We start from the raw sequence: 20,182 nt of genomic DNA, 5'->3' as shown, positions 1-20,182 counted from the left end.
GATTCTTCCTCAAATTCTGTTGATGGAACGCAGTTCGCTATAAGCGAGCGCTGATCAGGCTTCGACGACGGCGAGAATCTCGTTCTCGCTCATCACCAGCAGGTCTTCACCGTCGACCTTGACGGTGTTGCTGCCGGAGTAAGGGCCGAACACGACCTTGTCGCCAACCTTGACGGCCAGCGGACGGACTTCGCCGTTATCCAGAACGCGGCCAGTGCCTACAGCGACGACTTCGCCACGGTTGGGCTTCTCGGCAGCGGAGCCCGGCAGCACGATGCCGCCTGCGGTCTTGGTTTCTTCTTCGCTGCGACGAATCACGACGCGGTCATGCAGAGGACGAAGCTTCATTGTCGATCTCTCCTAGTACAGTGGTTTCCATGCCGATGCATTCTCATCGGCGGGTTGGCAAATCCGGCGGTGCCGGTTGCGGCCCGCAATGCGAGCCGCAGAAGACGGACTGTCAAATCGCGACAGCGACCTTGCGGTGACCGCTACATGCGGGCGGCAAAAACGATTTCAAGGGTGGAACGCGAATTTTTTGCGTCGGCGAAGATAAAAAAGGCATGCCGTGGCATGCCTTTGCTTGGGGGGGAAACGGGCTATTTGTCGCGGCGTTCCCACTCGCCCTCGATGATATTCGGCCGCTGCGGGCCCTCACGATGTTCATGTTGCTGACGCAGGTCGTCGGTAAAGGCCCTGCGCCGCTGCGCCTGCGCTTCGACACGACGCCCGACAAAGCCTAGAAAGAGGTTGCGCGACGGCGGAAACAACACCAGCAGCGCAACGATGTCGCTGAGAAAACCAGGCAGGAACAGCAGCCCGCCTGCCAGGGCCATCATCAAGCCCTGAAGCATCTCCCGTTCCGGCAATTCACCACGCGCCAGCCGCTCGCGTGCACGCCAGGCAGTGGCAAAACCGGCCAGGCGCATCAACAGGATCCCGGCCATACCACTGATGACCAGCAGGAGGATGGTGGGCAACACCCCGATCGAGCCGCCAACCTTGATCAGCAGTGCCAGCTCGGCCAGCGGAAACAGGAGAAACAACAACAGGAAAATACGCATCAAGAAGTCCTTTGCGGAAGTACGGCTTCCGGAATTGTGTAGATGACGGCGGTGCGCAGCGAATTCAACCCAGCTGACGAACAGGCCTGTAACCGAATTATTCGCCCCGCTCCAGCAGCCGGAATCAGCTTCGGGCCATTGCGACCAAGGCATGCCGCACCTCATCTGGCGTGGCGCATCTGGAGGGGAAGGCGAGCCAGTAGATGGACTGCCCGATCCGCAGATGGAAGCCTTCGCTGTCGATGCCGGCCATGGAAGCCTCCTGCGTGGCCAGGAGCCCGGCCCGCTCTACGTAATGGGCAATGGCGGATGCGTGATCGCTGTTCATGTGATCGATCATGCCGCCCTCGGCGCCGCCCCGCGAGGCGAAGGGGTTGGCCAGCGCGACCTGATCCAGCCAGTGAATCGCCCCGAAGCCACCGATATACCGCCACCGCACCGGCTGCAGCACCCAGAAGTCGAAATCATGGACGCGGTGATAATCCCTGGACTCCGGAAAGTAGCGGTAATAACGCGCCGCTGCCATCTCGATGGCTTCCTGCTCGACGAGTTTCCGCGCCTCGGCCAGCATGGTCAGGCGGCCGGTCGCCTGAACGTCCTCGACGCCGCGTTCGCCCACCAGCATCGAGCAGCGCGGGTCGGCCGTGAGGTTTTTGGTGTGCTGGGCAATCCGGCTGATCAGGATCAGAGGCCAACCCTGCTCATCCAGGCAATAGGGTACTGCCGAACCGAAGGGGAAGCCGGGCATGCTCTGGGAATGGGTGGAAAGCACGCCTCGGTATTCCTTGAGCAGTAGGAGTCGGGCATGCTTGGCGGCTTCTGCGCTCACCTGGGCACCTCATGGCTGGTCACTGTCGATTGCCGCCAGCATACCGGTTCATGCCTGGGACGTCGCGATACGCACTGACATACAGGCACGGAGATCAGCATGCAGCTCAACGACAAGATCATCATCATCACCGGAGGCGGCCAGGGTCTGGGCCGCGCCATGGGCGAATATCTGGCAGCCAGAGGCGCGCGGCTGGCCTTGGTCGACCTCAACCAGGAGCGCCTGGACGAGGCGGTAGCGGCATGCAAGAACGCCGGCGGCGAGGCGCGCGCCTATCTGTGCAACGTGGCAAACGAAGAACAGGTAAGCCAGATGGTTTCCCAGGTCAGTGAGGATTTCGGTGGCCTCGACGGCCTGGTGAACAATGCGGGGATCCTTCGTGACGGCCTGACCATCAAGGTGAAGGACGGCGAGCTGTCAAAGATGAGTCTCGCCCAATGGCAGGCGGTGATCGATGTCAACCTCACCGGCGTGTTTCTCTGCACACGCGAAGTAGCAGCCAGGATGATCGAGCTGAAACGTCAGGGTGCGATCGTCAATATCTCCTCGATTTCACGGGCCGGCAATATGGGCCAGGCGAACTACTCAGCGGCAAAAGCCGGCGTTGCAGCCGACACGGTGGTCTGGGCGAAGGAACTGGCGCGCTACGGCATCCGTGTAGCCGGCGTTGCTCCCGGCTTCATCGAGACGGAGATGGTGGCCAGCATGAAACCGGAGGCACTGGAAAAGATGACCACCGGGATTCCATTGAAACGCCTCGGCAAGCCGATGGAAATCGCCCACTCGGTCGCCTATATCCTGGAGAACGACTACTTCACCGGGCGCATTCTGGAGCTCGATGGCGGGCTGCGGCTCTAAGCGCTAAAGCTGGAGGCTGGAGGCTGGAACGTATGGGCGCCGGTTCCAAATAGTCTTCCTGCCTCCAGCGGTTTTATCCTCTCTACCGCTTACCAGCCTACACCGAAGCCAATGCTGTACTGGGTTTCGTCCAGATCGCTTTCAGCGCCGCTGACGATATCCTTCTCGGCTTTCATGTTCAGCGACGCCCAGTCGGTCACCTTGTAACGCAGCCCGACTTCTGCGTCGAGCTCGTAGTCAGCGACATTTTCCAGTGGCTTGCCGATCTCGCCGTTGCTGAACAGCTCGAACGTCTTGCCCACCAGATAGCGGTTGTAGTTCCACTTCAGGGCGAGGGAGTAAAAGTCTTCGGTGTTGCCGTTGGCGAACTGGTAGTCGCTGCGGTTGGCCAGGGATGCCAGCGAGAAGGCACCGAGCTCGTTATCCCAGAATTGATAACCCGGACCGGTACCGATGGTGCGCTGGCGACGGACGTCCTCGATCTTGTCGCGCTTGTATTCCAGACGTCCCTGCCAGAACCAGTGCTCATCGAGGAAGCGGTCGAGGGCGTATTCGGCATCCCAGTTATCCGTTGCCGTCACGTCGTTGCGGTATTCGCGGTTGTAGCTACCGGAGCCGTTATGGCGCCACAAACCATGACGCGCCGACGTTTTGAACGATACGTCATAGTCATCCGTGTCGGTTTCGGCGCGCTTGTAGTCCAGCGCCACATCGACATTCCCCTTCCAGGTCAGGTCCTGAATCAGCGGCTTCGGATGGATGATTTGCGTGATGCTGGTCAGCGGGACCGTGCGTGGCGTACCGCCATTGCTCAAGGTGACCTTGCCATCTCCAGCGGCCTGCAGCGACTTGGCCACTTCGCCGGAAACGTCGTTTTCCTTGACCAGCAACTGCTGGTTGCTTTCCAGGGTCGCAACCTGACTCCACTTTACCGGTATCGACCCGCCGTACTCGGTTTCGATCAGCAGCTTGCCGCCGTCCAGCACGCTGATCTTGCCGGTGAGCCGGTCACCGTTTTTTAGCCATACGGTATCGGCGACCGATGACAGAGAGAACGCCGACAGGGTTACGCAAAGCAGGGTTCGGGGAAGCAATGGGGAGAACATAGGCAGGGGATATCTGGGTAAATGAGAAAGGCAGGCATTATCCTTATGCACCGATAGTCGACAAGCACTGGCCGCCAAACGGAACCGTAGTTCTTATCGCGCCCCCTGCGAACGGAGCCAAACGATGCCAAACACCAGGGCCGACGCCCAGCTGGACGTACTGCGAACAAGCGATTCGGAAACTCGCCGGGCAGCACTCTATCTGGCGCTGGCGCAGATTCCGCAAGGCAAGGTCATCAGCTATGGCGAACTTGCCGCCGTTGCTGGACTGGGTCGGGCGGCACGCTGGGTCGGACGGGTTCTCTCGCAGTTGCCGGACGATACCCGCCTGCCTTGGCACCGGGTGCTGGCCGCTGGTGGAAGACTGAGCCTGGCCGCCGGGACCGTATCGGGCGAGGAGCAACGTGCTCGACTTCGCGCCGAGGGCGTGCAGCTAGTCAACGACCGTGTCGACATACGTCGGCACGGCTGGCATTCGGCGGAGCACAGCGGGTAGAGTGCGCCCTTCATGTTCTTCCGCTATTTGCCCTTATGTCTCGTGAAACCTGGCGCGCCGCGCTAGCCGCCTATGCCAGCCCAGCCTCACTGACACTGCTGATCCTTGGCTTCGCTGCCGGGCTTCCGGCGATCCTGGTTTTTTCCACGCTCTCGGTGTGGCTACGCGAGGCTGGGGTGTCTCGCGAAACCATTGGTTTTGCCAGCTGGATAAGCCTGGCCTATGCATTCAAATGGGTATGGTCGCCAATGCTCGATCAGTGGCGCCTGCCCTGGATTGGCGGCCTGGGCCGGCGACGTTCCTGGTTGGTGCTTTCGCAGGCGGTGATTGCGGTCGGCCTGATCGGCATGGCCATGTGCAACCCGCAACAGAATCTGACCATGCTGATTGCACTGGCGGTGGCGGTGGCTTTCGCCTCGGCCACCCAGGACATTGCAATCGACGCCTATCGCCTGGAGATCGCCGAGGACAAGTTGCAAGCCACGCTGGCGGCGAGCTACATGACTGGCTACCGAATCGCGATGCTGCTGGCCAGCGCCGGCGCCCTGTTTCTTGCCGAGTGGCTGGGCTCAAGCAATGTGGAGTACGACCAGGCTGCCTGGGCCACGACCTACATCGCCTTCGCCCTGCTCATCCTGCCGGGCCTGGTCACCAGTCTGCTGATCCCGGAACCCGAAGGCGCAGCCCCCCTGCCCAACGAACCTTCCCTATTCACCTTCAACCATCAGTTGGCCGCGGTCGGGCTGCTGCTGGTGCTGCTCATCTCCGTACCGGCGATGATCAATGCACTGATTGCCCAGGCCTGGCCACGGGCAACGCTCTACTTTCTTTTCATCATCGGCTCGCTCTCCCCTTGGGGGCGCTCGCTGATGATTCCGGTGCGGCAGATGCTTCACCAGGCCGGCCAGCGCCAGCGTCCGGCGCGATTCGATTTCGTACACCAGGCGGTATCGGTCATCGTCCTGATCATCCTGATGGTGTCCGCTACAGGCATGTTTCAGTCGTACTGGGGCGGTTACTGGCCGCGGGGAACCATGTACCTGTTGATTTGCTGGGGCTGTCTCTCCGGCCCGGGCCGGATCCTGATGGGGCCAGTGCTGACACCCATCACCGATTTCATCTTCCGTTACCGCTGGCAGGCGCTGCTGTTGCTTGGGCTGATCGCCACCTACCGGATGTCCGATACAGTAATGGGAGTCATGGCGAACGTCTTCTACATCGACCAGGGGTTCAGCAAGGACCAGATCGCCAGCGTCAGCAAGCTCTTCGGCCTGATCATGACCCTGCTCGGCGCCGCCTTCGGCGGGCTGCTGATCGTGCGCTTCAGCATTCTGCCGATCCTGTTCATCGGCGGTGCTGCCTCGGCCGCCACCAACCTGATGTTCATGTTGCTCGTGGATATGGGCGCCAACCTGAACATGTTGATCGTCACGATTTCCTGCGACAACTTCAGCGGCGGGTTGGCCTCGACAGCTTTTGTTGCCTATCTTTCGAGCCTCACCAACCTGAAGTTTTCCGCCACTCAATACGCGCTGCTCAGCTCCCTGATGCTGTTACTGCCAAGACTACTGGGTGGTTACTCAGGCGTAATGGTCGAGCGGCTTGGCTACAGTGACTTCTTCCTGGTCACTGCTCTCCTTGGCGTTCCGACCCTCGTGTTGATCCTTTGGCAATGGACCCGCAGCCGCCGCCAGCCAGATCCAGCCGACCCGCTGGCAGCTACGGAACAGACCTGAGAGAGGCCGGCAATGCCGGCTTCCCTTAAACGGGCTGAACGAGGTTCAACTCTGAACCAGGTGTACCACGCGCTGCGGAAACGGGATGCCGATACCGGCTGCGTCGAATCGCTCCTTGACCAATTCGGTAAAGCCGAAGGTCACCGGCCAGAAATCGCCCGTGGCGACCCATACCCGCAGCGACAGATTCACCGAACTGTCGGCCAGCGCGACGACATGGACCACCGGCTCCGGGTCGCGCAGTACGCGTTCGTCTTCGGCGATCTGCAGCAGGATCTTGCGCGCCAGCTTGATATCGGCGCCATAGTCGATACCGATATTGATATCGGCGCGCCGGCGCGGCTCGCGGGAATAATTGGTGATATGCCCATTCGAGAGGCTGCCGTTGGGCACCACGATGGTCTTGTTGTCGGCAGACTTGAGGACGGTGTGAAAGATCTGGATCGAATGGACCGTTCCAGCCACCCCCTGGGCTTCGATCCATTCACCGACGCGGATCGGGCGAAAGATCAGGATCAGCACGCCCCCGGCAAAATTGCCCAGACTGCCCTGCAGGGCAAGACCGATCGCAAGGCCCGCCGCGCCGATCACGGCAATGAAAGACGTCGTCTCGATACCGACCATCGACGCCACGCTGATCAGCAACATGGCCTTGAGGACAACGCCTGACAGGCTTTCGATGAAGCCATGCAGAGACGGATCGATCTGACGGCGCTGCAATATCCCGCCAACCTTGCCGACAAGCTTGTTGATCAGCAGCCAGCCGACCAGGAAAGTGACCAGCGCCAGCGTGACCTGCGCTCCATATTGAATGACGACCGGCAACCAGGCCTCGGACAGTTCGATCAGGTAATCAACACTGAAATCCATTGGAAAGGGAGTCTCCTTAGAGCACCGAGCGCCCCGGCTGGGCGGTTCGCTCGGCTAATGCGGAAAGGCACGCGAGAGCGCGCGGGGAGGTGAATCAGTCGCGGAAATTGTTGAACTGCAGCGGCATGCCGAAATCCTTGGCACGCAGCAGCGCGATGGCCTCCTGCAGATCGTCCCGCTTCTTGCCGGTTACCCGAACCTGCTCGCCCTGGATGGCGGCTTGCACCTTGAGCTTGGCATCCTTGATGTGGGCGACGATCTTCTTCGCCAACTCCTTGTCGATGCCTTCACGCAGAATGACGTCCTGCTTGACCGTCTTGCCAGATGGGTAGGGATCCTTGAGCTCAAGGCATTGGATGTCGATCTTTCTCTTGGCCAGGCTCAGCTTGAGAATTTCCAGCATCTGCTCTAGTTGGAAATCAGCGTCGGCGGTCAGGTGGACCGTCAACTCCTTGGACTCGAAACTGCCTTTACCGCGTAGATCGTAACGCCGGTCCAACTCCTTTACGGCGTTGTCGACGGCGTTGGTCACTTCGTGCTTGTCCAGCTCGGACACCACGTCGAACGAGGGCATGGGATTCCTCCATTGATAAAACGGCGCAGCGGTGTGATCCAGCGCGCTCTGCTTGACGGTTCAAATGCGCCATCATTATAACTGGTCGGGCCGACGACGCCTGGCTGCCAAGGTAATACGGAAATTTTCCTCCTCTATTGAGCCGTTGAATGCCCAACCCCCAACTCAGCATCCTGGTGGTCGACGACGCCAAGTTCTCCAGCGTCATGATTGGTCGAGCCCTGGCGAAAGCCGGTTATGAAGATGTGCGCTTTGCCAATAGCGCAAGCGCTGCGCTGGAGCTGATCCAACAGCGCCCGACCAATGTTCTGCTGGCCGACTGGCTGATGCCGGAAATGGATGGCCTGGAGCTGACTGCCCAGGTGCGTCAGCAGGACGAGATGTCCGATCACTACACCTATATCATTCTGCTGACCGGACGAGACGGTCAGGACGTGCTCAGCCAGGCCTTCGACCGAGGCGTGGATGACTTCATCGGCAAGTCAGCCATGAATGAACAGCTGGTGCCGCGTGTGTACGCAGCCGACCGGATATGCGGCTCGCTGCAACGCCTGATGCACGAAAACCGCCTGCTGACCGAAAACATCGCCAGCCTGGAGAAGCGCAACCTCATCGATCCCACCACTGGTCTCGGCAATGTCCGCTATCTGCGCCAACGGCTCGCAGACAGCCTGCGCCAGGTCGAGAGCCGCGGCGGTGCGCTTTGTTACCTGATCATCGGGCTGCCGGAAATCAGCAGCCAGAGACATCGTTACGGTGAGCTCTTTCATCAGGAGTTGTTACGTGGAGTCGCACGGCGGCTGCAGCAGCTTGTGCGACCGCTGGATATCCTGACCCGCCTCGACGACAGCCACTTCGCCCTGCTCGCACTGGTCCAGGACCTGCAAGGCTGCTCGCCGAGCAGCTTCAAACGCCTCCATGAGGGGCTTAATCTCAAGGCCTTCAAGACCAGCGAAGGCTTCATCTCGCTCAAGGCCGGCATCGGCCTGGTCAGCCTCGATGCAAGGGCGCTGCCCCTGACAGCAGACGTCATCATGGCACGTGCCGAATCGCTGCTGGCGGATGCGTATGCCACCGGCCGTATCGTGCCGTTCAAGTTCAAGCAACCGGCGTTATGACAACCTGGCATGTATTGGGCGCAGGCAGCCTTGGCTGCCTCTGGGCTACGCGCCTGGCTAGGGCCGGGCTGCCTGTGCGGCTTATCCTGCGGAACACGCAGCGCCTGAGGGCCTACCAGGCTGCAGCGGGCGTCAGCCTGGTCGAGGCAGGACAAACCTCGCTCTTTCCCATGCTCCCCGAAGAGCCCGCCGGCTGCGCCCCGATCCAGCGGCTATTGGTCGCCAGCAAGGCCTATGATGCAGAAGCCGCCGTTGCCAGCGTGTCAGCGCGTCTGGCGCCGGGGGCAGACATCCTGCTTTTGCAGAACGGCCTGGGGAGCCAGGAGGCGGTTGCGGCACGCTGGCCGGACAGCCGTTGCATCTTCGTTTCAAGCACCGAAGGCGCCTATCGCGACGCGGACTTTCGCGTGGTCCATGCCGGCCATGGGCAAAACTGGTTGGGCGACCCGGCCAACATCGACCCTCCCGTGTGGCTGGCCGAGTTGGAAGCAGCCGGGATTCCCCAGCAGTGGACGCCGCAGATCATGTCCCGCCTGTGGCGCAAACTTGCACTCAATTGCGCCATCAATCCACTGACTGTCCTGGATGACTGCCGTAACGGCGAGTTGCTGAAGCAACGCGAAGCACTTCACAGCTTGTGCGACGAACTGGTGGCGGTGCTTGGCGCCTGCGATCAGCACGACGCGGCGCAAGGGCTGGAAGCTGAAGTGTTCAGGGTTATCGAGGCGACCGCCAGCAACTTTTCTTCGATGCATCAGGATGTGCGCAACGGACGACGCACCGAGATCAGCTTCCTGCTCGGCAAGGCCTGTCAGGCTGCATGCCTGCATGGCATCCAGGCGCCGGCCCTTAGCGACTTGCTACGGCGGCTGCAGACGCACCTTAAGCATCTTGGATTGCCGGTGGACTGAGGCACCGCTACCCTGCTGGGAAACCCGTCGCCTGTAATTGCCATGACCCTGCGCCAGCGCCTCGAAAACCTGCCGGTCGGCCGCAAGCTGCTGATCGCCCTCCTTGTCCTGCTGGCGGCTGTGCTGCTGGTCTCGAATCTTGCTTTCATCAGCGCGGCGTATTGGATTTCCAGGCAAAGCGTTGCACCCCAGGCAATGCATACGCTCGGCGCACTGTTTGCCACGCCCGAACTGAGCAATCGCGCGCTGGAGTCCGAGGCGGCGGCCGATGAGCTGTTGCAGAAGCTAGGCGACTACGCACCTCTGCGAGCCGCGATGATCTATGACAGCGCCGGGTTGCGCCTCGCGCAGCTGTATCGCGGCGACCCGCTGGACATGCCTCAGCGCATCGGCGAGCTGTCGGCCTGGCAAAAGACCGAGATGCGCGCCAACCTGCTGGTCGAACTGCCCCAGGCAGGAGGACCGCCCGGGCACCTGCTGATCGTCGCCAGCAGCGAGCTGCCAGGGGCCTTTTACACAGGGACCCTGACGGCGAGCCTGGCGATCCTGCTGGCAAGCCTGCTGCTCTGGTTGCTGGTGGCACGACAGATCCGCAGATTGATCACCCAACCGATCCGCGACCTCGAGGCCCTTTCTCGCCAGGTCACTCGCGAGGAGAACTATTCGCTGCGCGCCACGCCACGCAATCAGGACGAGATCGGCCGTCTTGCCGACGCCTTCAATACGATGCTGTCGCGCATGGAGGCGCGCGAGCAACAGCTCAAGCGTGCCCGTGACGATGCCCAGGATGCCTTCGACCACGCCCAGGGACTGGCTGAAGAAACCCGACACTCCAACCGCAAGCTGGAATTGGAAGTGCAGGTTCGCAGCAAGATCGAGAAGAAGCTCACCGGGTTCCAGAACTACCTGAACAGCATCATCGACTCGATGCCATCGGTGCTTATCGCCCTAGACGAACAGCTATACGTGACCCAGTGGAACCAGCAGGCCAGCGCACTTTCCGGCACGTCCATCGATGACGCCCTGAACCAGCCGGTATTCATTGCCTTTGAGCCATTGAAGCCGTTTCTGGCGCAGATACGTCGGACATCCGAACGGCACCAGGTAGAAAAGATCGAGCGGCTCACCTGGACCGTCAACGAAGAGCCCCGGCATTACGCCATGACACTCTACCCGCTGATGGGCGGTGGTGGGCGCGGCGTGGTGATCCGCATCGACGACATTACCGAGCGCATCAACATGGAAGAAATCATGGTGCAGTCGGAAAAGATGCTTTCCGTCGGCAGCCTGGCGGCGGGTATGGCACATGAGATCAACAATCCCCTCGGGGCGATTCTGCACAACGCACAGAACATTCGCCGACGCCTGTCTCCCGACCTGGAGCGCAACCGTGAGGCGGCGGATGACACAGGCGTGTTGCTGGAAGCCGTGAACCAATATCTGCAGCGGCGAGAAATACCGCAGCTGCTCGACGGCATCCAGCAGGCAGGTTCACGCGCCGCCAAGATCGTCAGTCATATGCTGAGCTTCAGCCGACTTAGCAATCGGCAGCTTGCCGATTGCCAGCTAAGCGTGCTGATCGACCAGGCACTGGAGATTGCCGGCAACGACTTCGCGCTGATAGAAGGATTCGATTTCCGTGCCATCGAGATCGTCCGCGATTTCGACCCGCAGCTCGATCGAGTGCCCTGCATTGGCAACGAATTGGAACAGGTGCTGCTTAACCTGCTGAAGAACGCCGCGCAGGCGATTCATCAGAAACCGGTTCCGGTTCGCTCGCGCGGGCTGATCCTCCTGCGTACACGCCTGAACCCGCCCTGGGCGGAAATACAGGTGGAAGACAATGGCGGAGGCATTCCCGAGCATATCCGCAAGCGGATCTTCGAGCCTTTTTTCACCACCAAGGAGGTGGGCCAGGGAACCGGGCTGGGCCTTTCCGTTTCGTATTTCATCATCACCAACAATCACAAGGGCCAGATGGAAGTTCAGTGCAAGCCGGATCATGGCACCTGTTTTACCCTGCGCTTGCCGCTGAACTCACCCACCGAAGCCAACGACGGCTAGCAAGGAATACTGATGGGCAACCGACTTTCGAAGATCTACACCCGTACCGGTGACGCCGGCGAAACCGGCCTGGCCGATGGGCGCCGGGTGCCCAAGGACCACCCACGGATCGAGGCCATGGGTGAGATCGATACTCTCAACAGTCAGCTGGGCCTGCTGCTGGCCGAACTGGCCGAAGCCCAGGCCCGCTGGCCGGAGCTGGCCGAATTGATCGAGGTCCTGAGCCCCTGTCAGCACCGCTTGTTCGATCTGGGCGGCGAACTGGCGATGCCGGAATATCAGGCTCTGACGGACACGGAAGTGGCACGCCTGGAAGCGGCGATCGACCATTGGAATCTTGAACTCGGACCGCTCGAAGACTTCATCATGCCCGGCGGGTCGCGCCTGATTGCCCTTGCACATCTGTGCCGAAGCATGGCCAGGACCAGCGAGCGCCGCTGCCAGCAGCTCAACGCCATCGAGCCACTGCGCGCGGTGGGATTGTCCTATCTCAATCGCCTTTCAGACCTTTTCTTTGTCGTGGCCCGCCTGATCGCGCGTCGCCAGGGTTGCGCGGAAATCCTCTGGCACGCCGCCAACGCACCCGCCAACGCCGATGGCTGAGCCAAACCCTCGGCGCGAGCGCTACCTGGACGGTCTGCACGCAGCATGGGAAGTGCTGATCGTGCTACTGGTCTGCGTCAATCTCGGGTTGATCCTGTTCGACAGCCTGTTCATCTTGCAGCCGATCAACCAGGCGCTGGCCGACTGGGCGCCCGGGCTGTATCGGCGCTACGAAACGACCGTCCACGAGAATTTTCAGCACATCGATCTCGCCTTCGTCGCGATTTTCATCTTCGATGTATTGCTGGGCTGGGCCGTCGCACTGTTCGAGCGGCGCTATGTCCGCTGGTATTACTACCCGTTCGCCCATTGGTACGACGTGCTCGGGTGCATTCCGCTGAGCGGTTTTCGCTGGCTTCGGGTATTGCGGGTCGGCAGCCTGCTGTTCCGGCTACAGCGACTTGGGTTGATCGATGTGCGGAACTGGGCCGTGTTCGGCCTGATCAACCGCTACTACCTGCTGCTGCTGGAAGAGCTGTCCGATCGTGTCATGGTTCGCCTGTTCAGCCGCATGCAACAGGAGATCGGCGCCAGCGACGACCTATCCCGCCGCTTGCTGCAAGAGGTGGTCAGACCGCGTAAAGAGCGACTGCTCAACGACCTTTCGCGCCGCATGCACAGCATGTTGGAGAGCGGTTATCGCGATAATCGCGGCGCCATCGAAGGCTATGTGGGTGGACTGATTCACCAGGCATTGCTGAACAACCCCGAGGTGACCCGCCTGCGCCGCCTGCCCATGGGCGGACGCGTCGCCGATACCCTGGATGAAGCGCTCGCCGACATCGCTGCACAGTTGCTTCAGGGCGCAGCCGAAGGCCTTCAGAGCCCGCAATTCCAGCGACTGGCTCGAAGCCTGGCCGACGAGTTTTTCGAGGCATGGGTTTATCAGGACGAGCACACCGACCTGGCGCTCGAAGAGTTGCTGGTCGATGTCATCGAAGTGCTCAAGCAACAGGTACTGGATCGGCGCTGGAGCCGATTCGTCGGGCCTACCGAGCCACCCTCACCGCCAGGCTAGGGACTATTCCTTACTGCGGCAAAGCCTTCCTGCTGGTCCAGACGCGCGCCGACCACCATTTCCGTCGCCCAGTTCACCAGAATGTCGGTGTAGGCCTTCTGGCAGCAATCACTGGTCAAGGCGTGGTCGGCACCGAGGATGATCCGATGCGTCAGCGAGTGCGTCTGATGGAAGGCAGCGCGATAACTCATGATAGTGCTGTGCGGAACCAGATGATCGTGCTCGGACTCGACGATCAGCACGTCACCTCGGAAATCGGCACAGGCAGCCAGCGCCCTGTTTTCTTCGGGCAAGACACGCCGCCCACGCAGCTGATTGAGCAGATCCCGATTCAGCTGTCGCTTGGGCACCATCCAGTCGTCATCGCCATACAAAGCCGGGACACGCATCGCCAGCCATTTCACCGGCCTCAGCGCTGTAAGCAAGGCCGCGAGGTAGCCTCCGTAGCTGGTACCGACCACGGCGATGGCGGACGGATCGATATGCGGATGCTGCGCCAGCAGATCGTAAGCAGCCAACAGATCGTTCAGGTTCTGCTCACGCGTGACGGTTTGCTGTTGCGCCAGCGTCAAGGCGTGCCCGCGCAGATCGAATGACAAGCAGATGCAGCCCAGGCCCGCTATACCACGGGCGCGGGTCAGGTCACGCTCCTGGCTACCACCCCAGCCGTGCACGAACAGAACGCCGGGCAGCTTGGTAGGCGGGGACAGAAATGTACCAGCGATATGTTCATCATCGACCAGGATGTCTACGCATTCACTGTTGGTTGCCATAATCCTCTACCGTTACGTACTTGGTAATAAAGCCGACGTCCGCATCTTCGTCGCGAAAAAGTACGGTTGCACCAGGAGGGACCCTTTGCTCCTCTCCATAAAGCTCCACGGCGGAAGCCCTGACCGCACCATTTGCCCCCTGGCTGAATGCTTCAAGCGCAGCGATTTCCGCACCACTGGCCCCACCGATTCGCCAAGATTGCTCCAGAACGCCTGAACAGGCGCGCCCCCGCCCATCGACCCCCTGGGCAATGTCGTAGTTGCGGCGGGACGCGAAGAAGCCTCGAAAGCATGCCGATGCTGCATCGTCGTAAACCTGAGCCTGCATCACCGCCAGACGGGCCTTTTCAGGGAGGTCGAGGCCTAGCAAAGCCTCGAAATCACCTGCAGAGACCACCAGGTCAGATCCGCCGTATACGGTTTCCCCCGCGTTATCCGAAGTCAGCCGCTGTGTGCCGTAATAGCTGATCGTGTGACCAGCGACGCGGATCTGTCCGACACTGAAGGTCGTGACGTGCTCAAGGTTGGCCTCGAGTACCAGCCCATACTGCGCGAGCTCTTTCTCGTCCAGAGGCTCCAGCGCGTGGTCCAGTGCCTGCTCGGTGCCGATTTTTTCCTGCCCCCTTCCGCCGGTGGCGCGCACCGGCTTGAGTCTCAGAGAACCTTCATTCAGCAGTCGACGCCCGGCCTCACGAGCGTCTTCCAGCGAAAAGACGCTGTACCCGGGGAGCACACTGCCAACGACCCGAGCGGCGAAGTCTCGCGACCAGCCAATCGGCGCATCTGCGTCTGGCCGGACAAGCGGGTGGGTGATGGCCTTGGTCTCGATGAAGGCTTGAGGCACCACGCCGCCGAACAGGTCCTCCTCGCTCTCCAGACCCAACGCTCGGGCTGCATCGGTGCCTATGATGGTGCCCGACGGTACGAAGTACAGCGGGTGGAGATATTCCACGGTGCGGTCGTACTCACCAACGAAACTCATACCCTGCAGCTTCGCCAGGCGCCTGGCCAGATGCTCGTGTACGGCCTTTTCATGTTGAGGGTCCCTGGATCGATTGGCCAGGGTTACTACTGCCCCGCGGGGCGTTTGCGGCGCGTCCGCTTCTATCATCTCTGGGCTCGCTCCATGGACTGCTGGTACATGCACGGCGAGCGGTGGATTACCGCCCGTATCGCTCGTTATCACCCGAGCCAAAGCGGATCCGGTGTAAGTGAGTAGACCCTCCGTGTCGACTATCTATCCTTCGATCGGCATCAGCAGCGCTGGATTGCAGCAGCCATAAACGACAAAGGGGAGCAGACCTGATCTGCTCCCCTTCTTTTTTGCATACCCGCTTTAGCTTTCGACGGAGCTGCGGATCAGGTGGTCGAAGGCGCTCAGCGAGGCCTTGGCGCCTTCCCCGATGGCAATGACGATCTGCTTGTACGGCACCGTGGTGACGTCACCGGCAGCGAAGATGCCTGGCAGGGAGGTCTCGCCGCGTGCGTCGACGATGATCTCGCCGCGTGAGGTCAGCTCCACCGTGCCCTTCAGCCAATCCGAGTTCGGCAGTAGGCCGATCTGCACGAAGATGCCTTCCAGCTCCAGCTCGTGGAACTCGCTGGAGTTGCGGTCCTTGTAGGTCAGGCCGGTGACTTTCTGGCCATCACCCAGGACTTCACTGGTCAGGGCACTGGTGATCACGGTGACGTTCGGCAGGCTGTGGAGCTTCTTCTGCAGTACGGCATCGGCACGCAGCTGGCTGTCGAATTCAAGCAGCGTGACCTGGGCGACGATACCGGCCAGGTCGATGGCCGCTTCGACACCCGAGTTGCCGCCACCGATAACCGCCACGCGCTTGCCCTTGAACAGCGGACCGTCGCAGTGCGGGCAGTAGGCAACGCCACGGCCGCGGTATTCCTGCTCGCCGGGTACGTTCATTTCCCTCCAGCGCGCGCCGGTCGCGAGAATCAGCGTCTTGGCCTTCAGCGAGCCGCCATTCTCCAGCTTGATCTCATGCAGGCCGCCTGCGCTCGTCGCTGGGATCAACTGAGCCGCGCGCTGCAGGTTCATGATGTCGACTTCGTACTCGCGCACGTGATTTTCCAGCGCACGGGCCAGTTTCGGGCCTTCGGTCTCGTTGACCGAGATGAAGTTCTCGATGGCCATGGTGTCCAGCACCTGACCCCCGAAGCGCTCTGCCGCGACGCCGGTACGGATGCCCTTGCGCGCCGCATAGATCGCCGCAGCCGCGCCGGCCGGGCCGCCGCCGACCACGAGCACGTCGAAGGCATCCTTGGCGCTGAGCTTCTCGGCATCACGCGCCGAGGCGCCGGTATCAAGCTTGGCGAGGATCTCCTCTTCGCCCATGCGGCCCTGGCCGAACAGCTCGCCATTGAGGTAGATGCTCGGCACGGACATGACCTGCCGTACCGTGACCTCTTCCTGGAACAGCGCACCGTCGATGGCGACGTGGCGGATGTTCGGGTTGAGCACCGCCATCAGGTTCAGCGCCTGGACCACGTCCGGGCAGTTCTGACAGGACAGCGAGAAATAGGTCTCGAAGTTGTATTCGCCATCAAGGTTCTTGATCTGTTCAATGACCTCCGGTGCGGTCTTCGATGGATGGCCGCCAACCTGCAGCAGGGCCAGGACCAGCGAGGTGAATTCGTGGCCCATCGGGATACCGGCGAAACGCAGGCTGATGTCACCGCCGATGCGGTTGAGTGCGAACGATGGCTTGCGAACGTCGTTGCCATCGGTGCGCAGGGTGATTTTGTCGCTCAGACTGGTGATCTCTTCCAGCAAGGCGAGCATTTCCTGGGACTTGGCGCCGTCACCGAGGGACGCCACGATCTCGAACGGCTGGGTGACCTTTTCCAGGTAGGTTTTCAGTTGCGCTTTGAGATTGGAGTCCAACATGAGCAGCGATCCCCTTCTTGCAAAATTCAGGTAATAAAACGCCCGGACGGTTCACGCCCAGGCGTTTGGTAACGCAGACCGGAAAACCGATCAATGAAGCGGGATGGAAGGCCTGCGCAGTGGCGCAGCGCTTCCAGACCGTTCTTAGATCTTGCCGACCAGATCCAGCGAAGGAGCCAGAGTAGCTTCGCCTTCCTTCCACTTGGCTGGGCAGACTTCGCCCGGGTGAGCGGCGGTGTACTGAGCCGCTTTCAGCTTGCGCAGGGTTTCGCTGACGTCACGCGCGATTTCGTTGGAGTGGATTTCCACGGTCTTGATGACGCCTTCCGGGTTGATCAGGAAGGTGCCACGCAGGGCCAGGCCTTCTTCTTCGATGTGTACACCGAAAGCACGGGTCAGCTGATGAGTCGGGTCACCGATCAGCGGGAACTGGGCCTTGCCTACCGCCGGGGACGTTTCGTGCCAGACCTTGTGGGAGAAGTGGGTGTCGGTAGTGACGATATACACTTCAGTACCGGCCTTCTGGAACTCGGCGTAGCTGTTGGCAGCGTCTTCAATCTCGGTCGGGCAGTTGAAGGTGAAGGCAGCCGGCATGAAGATCAGCACGGACCACTTGCCCTTGAGGGACTCTTCGGTGACTTCGATGAACTTGCCGTTATGGAAAGCGTTGACCTTGAACGGCTGAACTTGAGTGTTGATCAGAGACATCTACTAACTCCTTTTGGGGTTGAGAACTTAACGGGGCCTACGATACCGCAAGTACCCGCATACGGTTAATTGATTGAGGGAATAATAGCGATAGTTTTCGCCTATCTATCATCAGCCTGGAATCACAGCTCAGTACGACACCAATTTCGGGCGGCAATTCGCGCCGAAGCGAGGTTCGACTCAAGATCCAGCACAACCTGGTGAAGCCGATGAGCGAGGCCAGAATGCTCTGATACCCGCCACGCCCTGTGCCCCAGCCCTAAAAGCATGATTGATATCGTTCGGACCAAGGCCACCCAGCAGATAAGCGGGCCGGACAAAGCCCGACAACAATTCAGCGGCGTATCGCCAGCCCAACGGCTGCGCATCGGGATGGGTCGCGGTATGCAGTATCGGCGAGAGCGTGATGAAATCAACCCCCATTGCCATGGCCAGGTCCATCTCGACCGAATCATGACATGACGCGGCAAGCCAACGCCCCGATTCGAGCGGCCTCCCTCCGCCCGCATGCTGTCTCAACTGCTCGGCAGTCACATGCCAGCCAGCGTCTGGAAACTCGCCCGCCCACTCCAGAGGGCCTTTGAGCATCACAGTCGCGCGCCCGCGACATATCTGCATGAACTGCCGTGCAAGCGCCCGGTAGCCCTCTGCTGGAAGGGAGGGCGAACGCAACTGGATCAGCCGAGCACCACGATCCAGGGCCAGGGCCAGCCCACTCAGCAGCTGTTCAGGGTCCAGGTTGTCCGGTGTGATGAGATAACGATCCGGCAAGCGCGCTGCAGTTACGATCGGCTGGTTTGCGGCAGGAAACACATAACCGGGCAACTCATCAGGAGTTACCCAGGCCAGCGGCTGCCCTTCGGCACCATGGGGTTCACCGGAGAAGGCGAGCACTTCCCAGACATCAAGCAAAACCTGTTTGTCCGGATAGTCGTGGCGCACCTGAATCAGCGGACGCGCCGCCGTCACTACGATGCCCAGTTCCTCTTCCAATTCACGGGCGAGCGCGTCTTCTGCTGTCTCGTCCTCCTCGACCTTGCCGCCGGGAAATTCCCACAAGCCACCCTGGTGCTTGTGCGGGGCGCGCCTTGCGATAAGAACGCACCCATTCGCTCCACGAACCACGCCGGCCGCCACATGAAGACGTTTCATGCGGCGCGGCCAGGCAGAAAACTGCAAGCCTCGAGCAGAAGCCGGTGCGTTTTCCTCAGCCTCATGTGCGTCGCGGCAGGGTCAGGTGCGGTATTCAGCATTGATCCGAACATACTCATGGGACAGGTCCGTGGTCCAGATCGTCTCGCTGCAACTGCCGCGACCAAGCTCGATGCGGATCTCGATTTCCTCCTTCGCCATGACCGCCGCCCCCTGTTCTTCCGTGTAGCCTGAAAAGCGGCCGCCCTGGCTCGCAATACAGACATCTCCGAGATAGACGTCGATCTTGCTGACATCCAGCTCGGGAACGCCTGCACGCCCTGCGGCCGCAAGGATGCGCCCCCAGTTCGGGTCGGAAGCGAAGAGTGCGGTCTTGATCAGCGGCGAATGCGCCACGGCATAACCGACATCAAGGCACTCCTGATGGTTTTTTCCGCCATTGACCTGAACGGTTACGAACTTGGTCGCGCCCTCGCCGTCCCGGACGATGGATTGCGCCACCTCCATGCTCACCTCGAACACCGCCTGCTTGAGCTTGGCGAACAATTCGCCGCTGGCCTCGGTGATTTCCGGCAAACCGGACCTGCCGGTTGCAACCAGCATGCAGCAGTCGTTGGTAGAGGTATCGCCATCAATGGTGATCCGATTGAACGATTTGTTTGCCGCATCACGTAGCAAGTCCTGAAGCACGTGCTGTGCCACCTTGGCATCGGTAGCAATGTAGCCAAGCATGGTTGCCATGTTGGGACGGATCATCCCGGCGCCCTTGGAAATGCCTGTCACTGTAACCATGACACCGTCGTGTTCGAACTGACGGCTTGCCCCCTTGGGCAGGGTATCGGTCGTCATGATGCCGGTTGCTGCTTCGGCCCAATGGTCTTCGCTCAGATCAGAGAGCGCGGCGGGAAGCGCGGTCTCGATCTTCTCCACGGGCAACGGCTCGCCGATGACGCCCGTCGAGAACGGCAGGATGGAATCCTGGTCGACGCCCGCCAGCCGGGCCAGGCTCGCACAGCTTCGGATCGCCGCCTGCATTCCCGGCTCACCGGTACCGGCATTGGCGTTTCCGGTGTTGGTCAGCAGATAGCGCACAGTACCCTGTACCCGCTGCTTGGCCAGGATGACCGGTGCAGCGCAGAACGCATTGAGCGTGAACACGCCTGCCACGGTTGAGCCTTCCGCGCAACGCATGACCACCACGTCCTTGCGCCCCGGCCGCTTGATGCCAGCCGAAGCGATACCAAGCTCGAAACCGGGGACCGGATGCAATGTAGGTAGGGGACCGAGACCAACAGCCATTGATGCGCTCCTTAATAGGATGGGTGGCCTCTGGCCACCGGAAAGTCAGGGAGAAAAACGCCGCGAGCGGCTAGAGCCGGTCGCGGCGTGGGCAAATAAGG

General features: G+C 60.8%; 20 protein-coding genes. 8 read left to right on the top strand and 12 right to left on the bottom strand.

Going from position 1 to position 20,182, the window contains the following annotated elements:
• Positions 1-54: 54 nt before the first annotated feature.
• From AC4LFW_RS02315 to AC4LFW_RS02305, 3 genes are all read right to left on the bottom strand, one after another.
• The gene (locus AC4LFW_RS02315; RefSeq protein WP_491817447.1) at positions 55-348 is read right to left on the bottom strand and encodes a co-chaperone GroES; all 294 of its coding nucleotides are present in this window, start codon (positions 346-348) and stop codon (positions 55-57) included.
• A gap of 251 nt (positions 349-599) precedes the next feature.
• Positions 600-1,064, bottom strand: coding sequence for an FxsA family protein (locus tag AC4LFW_RS02310; protein ID WP_491817445.1), 465 nt, complete (start codon positions 1,062-1,064; stop codon positions 600-602).
• Positions 1,065-1,188: 124 nt separating this feature from the next.
• Positions 1,189-1,893, bottom strand: a complete 705-nt coding sequence (locus AC4LFW_RS02305; protein ID WP_491817443.1) for a HugZ family pyridoxamine 5'-phosphate oxidase — start codon at positions 1,891-1,893, stop codon at positions 1,189-1,191.
• Positions 1,894-1,992: 99 nt separating this feature from the next.
• On the opposite strand from AC4LFW_RS02305, the gene AC4LFW_RS02300 reads away from it, so the two are divergent.
• Positions 1,993-2,751, top strand: coding sequence for an SDR family oxidoreductase (locus AC4LFW_RS02300; protein WP_491817441.1), 759 nt, complete (start codon positions 1,993-1,995; stop codon positions 2,749-2,751).
• 89 nt (positions 2,752-2,840) lie between these two features.
• On the opposite strand, the gene AC4LFW_RS02295 is transcribed toward AC4LFW_RS02300, so the two are convergent.
• Positions 2,841-3,845: a DUF481 domain-containing protein gene (locus tag AC4LFW_RS02295; RefSeq protein WP_491820100.1), complete on the bottom strand. Its 1,005-nt coding sequence runs from the start codon at positions 3,843-3,845 to the stop codon at positions 2,841-2,843.
• Between the two features lie 136 nt (positions 3,846-3,981).
• Here AC4LFW_RS02295 and AC4LFW_RS02290 point away from each other — a divergent pair, with 136 nt between their 5' ends.
• Positions 3,982-4,353, top strand: a complete 372-nt coding sequence (locus tag AC4LFW_RS02290; RefSeq protein WP_491817439.1) for an MGMT family protein — start codon at positions 3,982-3,984, stop codon at positions 4,351-4,353.
• A 35-nt stretch (positions 4,354-4,388) separates the two neighbouring features.
• The gene (locus AC4LFW_RS02285) at positions 4,389-6,089 is read left to right on the top strand and encodes an AmpG family muropeptide MFS transporter (RefSeq protein ID WP_491817437.1); all 1,701 of its coding nucleotides are present in this window, start codon (positions 4,389-4,391) and stop codon (positions 6,087-6,089) included.
• A gap of 45 nt (positions 6,090-6,134) precedes the next feature.
• On the opposite strand, the gene AC4LFW_RS02280 is transcribed toward AC4LFW_RS02285, so the two are convergent.
• Together AC4LFW_RS02280 and AC4LFW_RS02275 are read right to left on the bottom strand one after the other, a co-directional pair.
• A complete protein-coding gene (locus AC4LFW_RS02280; RefSeq protein WP_491817435.1) occupies positions 6,135-6,959 on the bottom strand; it encodes a mechanosensitive ion channel family protein in 825 nt (274 codons plus the stop codon).
• 94 nt (positions 6,960-7,053) lie between these two features.
• Complete coding sequence (locus AC4LFW_RS02275; protein ID WP_491817433.1) at positions 7,054-7,533, bottom strand: YajQ family cyclic di-GMP-binding protein; 480 nt, start codon at positions 7,531-7,533, stop codon at positions 7,054-7,056.
• 149 nt (positions 7,534-7,682) lie between these two features.
• Here AC4LFW_RS02275 and AC4LFW_RS02270 point away from each other — a divergent pair, with 149 nt between their 5' ends.
• From AC4LFW_RS02270 to AC4LFW_RS02250, 5 genes are read left to right on the top strand one after another with little or no spacing between them, the layout of a single operon-like run.
• Positions 7,683-8,651, top strand: a complete 969-nt coding sequence (locus tag AC4LFW_RS02270) for a GGDEF domain-containing response regulator (RefSeq protein WP_491817431.1) — start codon at positions 7,683-7,685, stop codon at positions 8,649-8,651.
• Positions 8,648-9,562, top strand: coding sequence for a putative 2-dehydropantoate 2-reductase (locus AC4LFW_RS02265; protein WP_491817430.1), 915 nt, complete (start codon positions 8,648-8,650; stop codon positions 9,560-9,562). Before AC4LFW_RS02270 ends, AC4LFW_RS02265 begins: the two co-directional genes overlap by 4 nt.
• Before the next feature lie 42 nt (positions 9,563-9,604).
• Complete coding sequence (locus AC4LFW_RS02260; RefSeq protein ID WP_491817428.1) at positions 9,605-11,626, top strand: sensor histidine kinase; 2,022 nt, start codon at positions 9,605-9,607, stop codon at positions 11,624-11,626.
• 12 nt (positions 11,627-11,638) lie between these two features.
• The gene (locus tag AC4LFW_RS02255) at positions 11,639-12,229 is read left to right on the top strand and encodes a cob(I)yrinic acid a,c-diamide adenosyltransferase (RefSeq protein WP_491817426.1); all 591 of its coding nucleotides are present in this window, start codon (positions 11,639-11,641) and stop codon (positions 12,227-12,229) included.
• Positions 12,222-13,247 carry an ion transporter gene (locus AC4LFW_RS02250; protein WP_491817424.1) on the top strand — a complete coding sequence of 342 codons (1,026 nt, stop codon included), beginning with the start codon at positions 12,222-12,224 and terminating at the stop codon, positions 13,245-13,247. The genes AC4LFW_RS02255 and AC4LFW_RS02250 overlap by 8 nt, the downstream gene beginning before the upstream one ends.
• Here AC4LFW_RS02250 and AC4LFW_RS02245 read toward each other — a convergent pair.
• The 6 genes from AC4LFW_RS02245 to argJ form a co-directional block, all read right to left on the bottom strand.
• Entirely contained in the window at positions 13,244-14,020 is a 777-nt protein-coding gene (locus AC4LFW_RS02245; protein ID WP_491817422.1) for an alpha/beta hydrolase family protein, read from the bottom strand. The two genes, AC4LFW_RS02250 and AC4LFW_RS02245, sit on opposite strands and share 4 nt — an antisense overlap.
• Positions 14,004-15,131 carry a DUF3182 family protein gene (locus tag AC4LFW_RS02240; RefSeq protein ID WP_491817420.1) on the bottom strand — a complete coding sequence of 376 codons (1,128 nt, stop codon included), beginning with the start codon at positions 15,129-15,131 and terminating at the stop codon, positions 14,004-14,006. Before AC4LFW_RS02240 ends, AC4LFW_RS02245 begins: the two co-directional genes overlap by 17 nt.
• Positions 15,132-15,356: 225 nt before the next feature.
• On the bottom strand, positions 15,357-16,922 hold the full coding sequence (gene ahpF, locus AC4LFW_RS02235; RefSeq protein ID WP_491817418.1) for an alkyl hydroperoxide reductase subunit F: 1,566 nt from the start codon (positions 16,920-16,922) through the stop codon (positions 15,357-15,359).
• A gap of 144 nt (positions 16,923-17,066) precedes the next feature.
• Positions 17,067-17,630, bottom strand: a complete 564-nt coding sequence (ahpC, locus tag AC4LFW_RS02230; protein ID WP_046162591.1) for an alkyl hydroperoxide reductase subunit C — start codon at positions 17,628-17,630, stop codon at positions 17,067-17,069.
• A 180-nt stretch (positions 17,631-17,810) separates the two neighbouring features.
• The gene (locus AC4LFW_RS02225; RefSeq protein WP_491817416.1) at positions 17,811-18,782 is read right to left on the bottom strand and encodes a Nudix family hydrolase; all 972 of its coding nucleotides are present in this window, start codon (positions 18,780-18,782) and stop codon (positions 17,811-17,813) included.
• An 81-nt stretch (positions 18,783-18,863) separates the two neighbouring features.
• Positions 18,864-20,081, bottom strand: coding sequence for a bifunctional glutamate N-acetyltransferase/amino-acid acetyltransferase ArgJ (argJ, locus tag AC4LFW_RS02220; RefSeq protein ID WP_491817414.1), 1,218 nt, complete (start codon positions 20,079-20,081; stop codon positions 18,864-18,866).
• Between the last annotated feature and the right edge of the window lie 101 nt (positions 20,082-20,182).

The sequence above is a fragment of the Stutzerimonas sp. C6.4V genome, from assembly GCF_058536345.1.
Note: the sequence above shows the minus strand (reverse complement) of the source record. Positions and strands in the feature narration are given on the sequence as shown.

Coding starts and splice junctions, on each gene's coding strand:
- AC4LFW_RS02275 (WP_491817433.1), bottom strand. CDS start 7,533: ATGCCCTCGTTCGACGTGGTGTCCGAGCTGGACAAGCACGAAGTGACC.
- AC4LFW_RS02245 (WP_491817422.1), bottom strand. CDS start 14,020: ATGGCAACCAACAGTGAATGCGTAGACATCCTGGTCGATGATGAACAT.
- AC4LFW_RS02225 (WP_491817416.1), bottom strand. CDS start 18,782: ATGAAACGTCTTCATGTGGCGGCCGGCGTGGTTCGTGGAGCGAATGGG.
- AC4LFW_RS02280 (WP_491817435.1), bottom strand. CDS start 6,959: ATGGATTTCAGTGTTGATTACCTGATCGAACTGTCCGAGGCCTGGTTG.
- AC4LFW_RS02300 (WP_491817441.1), top strand. CDS start 1,993: ATGCAGCTCAACGACAAGATCATCATCATCACCGGAGGCGGCCAGGGT.
- ahpF (WP_491817418.1), bottom strand. CDS start 16,922: ATGTTGGACTCCAATCTCAAAGCGCAACTGAAAACCTACCTGGAAAAG.
- AC4LFW_RS02310 (WP_491817445.1), bottom strand. CDS start 1,064: ATGCGTATTTTCCTGTTGTTGTTTCTCCTGTTTCCGCTGGCCGAGCTG.
- AC4LFW_RS02265 (WP_491817430.1), top strand. CDS start 8,648: ATGACAACCTGGCATGTATTGGGCGCAGGCAGCCTTGGCTGCCTCTGG.
- argJ (WP_491817414.1), bottom strand. CDS start 20,081: ATGGCTGTTGGTCTCGGTCCCCTACCTACATTGCATCCGGTCCCCGGT.
- AC4LFW_RS02290 (WP_491817439.1), top strand. CDS start 3,982: ATGCCAAACACCAGGGCCGACGCCCAGCTGGACGTACTGCGAACAAGC.
- AC4LFW_RS02250 (WP_491817424.1), top strand. CDS start 12,222: ATGGCTGAGCCAAACCCTCGGCGCGAGCGCTACCTGGACGGTCTGCAC.
- AC4LFW_RS02260 (WP_491817428.1), top strand. CDS start 9,605: ATGACCCTGCGCCAGCGCCTCGAAAACCTGCCGGTCGGCCGCAAGCTG.
- AC4LFW_RS02285 (WP_491817437.1), top strand. CDS start 4,389: ATGTCTCGTGAAACCTGGCGCGCCGCGCTAGCCGCCTATGCCAGCCCA.
- ahpC (WP_046162591.1), bottom strand. CDS start 17,630: ATGTCTCTGATCAACACTCAAGTTCAGCCGTTCAAGGTCAACGCTTTC.
- AC4LFW_RS02255 (WP_491817426.1), top strand. CDS start 11,639: ATGGGCAACCGACTTTCGAAGATCTACACCCGTACCGGTGACGCCGGC.
- AC4LFW_RS02315 (WP_491817447.1), bottom strand. CDS start 348: ATGAAGCTTCGTCCTCTGCATGACCGCGTCGTGATTCGTCGCAGCGAA.
- AC4LFW_RS02270 (WP_491817431.1), top strand. CDS start 7,683: ATGCCCAACCCCCAACTCAGCATCCTGGTGGTCGACGACGCCAAGTTC.
- AC4LFW_RS02240 (WP_491817420.1), bottom strand. CDS start 15,131: ATGATAGAAGCGGACGCGCCGCAAACGCCCCGCGGGGCAGTAGTAACC.